The sequence below is a fragment of the Actinophytocola xanthii genome (assembly GCF_001921205.1).
In the GTDB taxonomy this organism is placed as follows: domain Bacteria; phylum Actinomycetota; class Actinomycetes; order Mycobacteriales; family Pseudonocardiaceae; genus Actinophytocola; species Actinophytocola xanthii.
The window spans coordinates 1-2,592 of sequence record NZ_MSIE01000164.1; the positions used below are offsets into that span (position 1 = coordinate 1).

General features: G+C 75.3%; 3 protein-coding genes. 1 reads left to right on the forward strand and 2 read right to left on the reverse strand.

Features of this window, described 5'->3' with window-relative positions; genetic code table 11:
• A partial coding sequence (locus BU204_RS37680) for a DMT family transporter (protein WP_075130563.1) occupies positions 1–770 on the forward strand: 770 nt, incomplete at its 5' end.
• On the opposite strand, the gene lhgO is transcribed toward BU204_RS37680, so the two are convergent.
• Positions 700–1,878 carry an L-2-hydroxyglutarate oxidase gene (gene lhgO / locus BU204_RS37685; protein WP_075130564.1) on the reverse strand — a complete coding sequence of 393 codons (1,179 nt, stop codon included), beginning with the start codon at positions 1,876–1,878 and terminating at the stop codon, positions 700–702. The two genes, BU204_RS37680 and lhgO, sit on opposite strands and share 71 nt — an antisense overlap.
• A 24-nt stretch (positions 1,879–1,902) precedes the next feature.
• A partial coding sequence (locus BU204_RS37690; protein ID WP_233161071.1) for an SCO6745 family protein occupies positions 1,903–2,592 on the reverse strand: 690 nt, incomplete at its 5' end.

Genomic DNA, 2,592 nt, shown 5'->3' on the forward strand with positions numbered 1-2,592 from the left:
CCCTCGCCTGGTTCGGTCGGCTCCACCCCCTCACCGACCCCGCCGTCCGGTGGCGGGTGCTCGTCACCGGCGCGCTGCTGGCCGAGTTCCAGGCCGCCTACCAGGTCGCCCTCGCCTGGATCTCGGTCAGCCTCGCCACGCTCGTCACCATCGGCTCCGTGCCGGTGCTCGTCGCGGCCGTGACCGCGGTGCGCGACCGCCAGTGGCCCACCCTGCCCACGCTCGTCCCCGTCGCGGTCTCGTTGGCGGGGCTCGCGCTGCTGTCGGGTGCCTCGGCGGAGGGCTGGGGGGCCGCGGCCGGCATCGGGATGTCGCTGCTCGCCGGCGCGGGGTTCGCCACGCTCACCCTGGTCACCGCTCGGTCGGTCGGGCACCACGGCGCTGTCACGGCCGCCGGTCTGCTGCTCGGCGGACTGCTGCTCACGCCGTTCGCCCTGGTCGCCGGGATGAGCGTGCCGTTCTCGGGGTCGGTCCTCGGCCTGGTCGTCTTCATCGGGGTGGTGCCTACGGCGGTCGCCTACGGGGTGTACGCGCTGGGGGCGCGGACGGCGGGAGCCTCCTCCGCGGCGCTGGCCGCCATGCTGGAGCCGTTGACCGCGACGCTGCTCGCGGTCGGCCTGCGGGGTGAGCGGCTGAGTCTGGCCGGGATCGCCGGGGCGGTACTGGTCGCCGCCGCCCTCGTGTGGGGCGCGGCGGCGGTCAACCGACCTGGTCGGCCACGTGCTTCGCGATCTCGAGCGCGCACGTCGCCGCCGGTGAGGGCGCGTTGAGCACGTGCACCTGGTTCGGCGCGGTCTCGATCAGGAAGTCGTGCACCAGCGTCCCGTCCGGTAGGAGGGCCTGGGCGCGGACGCCGGCATCCGAGCGCACCAGGTCCTCGGAACCGACGGCGGGCACCAGGCGCGCGAGGCTGGCGGCGAACCGTCGCCTCGACAGAGACCGGACCACCTCCTCGACGGCGGTGCGGGGATACCTGCGGGCGAGTCGCCACAGGCCCGGGAACCGGGCCGACTCGGCGAGGTCGCGCCACGACACGTCCCGCCAGCGGTACCCCTCCCGCCGCAGCGCCAGCACCGCGTTCGGGCCGGCGTGCACCGACCCGTCGAGCATCCTCGTCAGGTGCACGCCCAGGAACGGCAGCGTCGGGTCCGGCACCGGGTAGATCAGGCCTCGGACCAGGTGCGCCGCCTCCGGCCGCAGCGTGAAGTACTCGCCGCGGAAGGGCACGATCCGCGCCCTCGGCACCACCCCGGCCAGGCGCGCCACCCGATCGCTGTGCAGGCCGGCGCAGTTCACCAGGGCGTCCGCCCGCACGACGTCGGTGCCGGTGGCGATCTCCACGCCGCCGGCACCGCCGCGGCGGATGGCGAGGGCGGGTGTGCCCAGCCGCAGCGTGGCACTGCTGCTCTCAAGCTCCCGGGCCATCGCCCGGCAGATCGCGGCGAAGTCGATGATCGCCGTCGACTCCACGCGCAGCGCCGCCACGCAGGCGACCTCGGGCTCGTAGGAGTGCGCCTCGGCCGGCTGCACCAGCTTCGCCGGCACCCCGTTGGCCTCGGCCCGCTGCGCCAGCGCGTGCAGACCGGGCACCTCGGCCTCACTGGTCGCGACGACCAATTTGCCGCACACCTCGACGGGCACGTCGTGGCTGCGCGCGTAGTCCACGATCGACCGGTTCCCCGCGACCGACATCCTCGCCTTGAACGAGCCCGGCTGGTAGTACAGCCCGGCGTGCACGACGTTGGAGTTGTGACCGGTCTGGTGCGCCGCCCAGCGGTCCTCCTTCTCCAGCACCGTGACCCGGCTCCCGCGCGCGGTCAGCTCGCGCGCCACCGCCAGGCCGAGGATCCCGCCGCCCACCACCGCCACATGTCGCACGCCCACCGAGGCTAGTGAAGGGCACTACTGCCGGCCCAGGCCGAGCGTGCTCCGCATCGGCAGCATCCCGGTGCCGACGACGGCCATCGTGACCGGCGCTGCCAGCGTGGCCAGCCGGCCGAGGGCCTCGGCGCCCACCGCGCGGTAGGGGCCGGCGGCCAGCTCATCTGTCACCCGTTCGAGGGAGGCGCGCCCTGCCTCAGCGGTCTCCGTCGCGGTGCCGTCCGGCTTGAGCCAACCCCGCGCGACGAGCCGCTCCACCGCGTCCGCCCAGGCCTGCTCCGACCAGCCCCGGCTCGCGAACACCTCCACCGGCGCCGCCCCGACGGCGGCGAACGACACCAGGGCCTCCACCGGGTCGAGTCCGGCGGTGAGCAGGGCGGCCACGTGTCCGTCGCCGCGGTGCTCACGCAGGACCGTCGCCGCCTGCCAGAGCACCAGGTGGGGTTCGGCCGGCCAGTCGAGCGCCGCGTTCGCCGCGGCCAGGGGGCGGCCGGAGGTGTCGGCCGCCTCGGCCAGCCGGCGGGCGATGTCGGCGGCCTCCGCCAGGCCGGGATCGTCCACCCGCTCCCCGAGCACGGCCCGCAGCGCCGTGTCCACGGCTCGCCGCCGGGCCTCGAGCACGGCTTCGGGTGCCGCCACCGCCCAGACCGCCGGGACGTGCTCACGCACCATGCCCGGGTCGAAGCTGTAAAACGTCGCGGCCACCAGCTC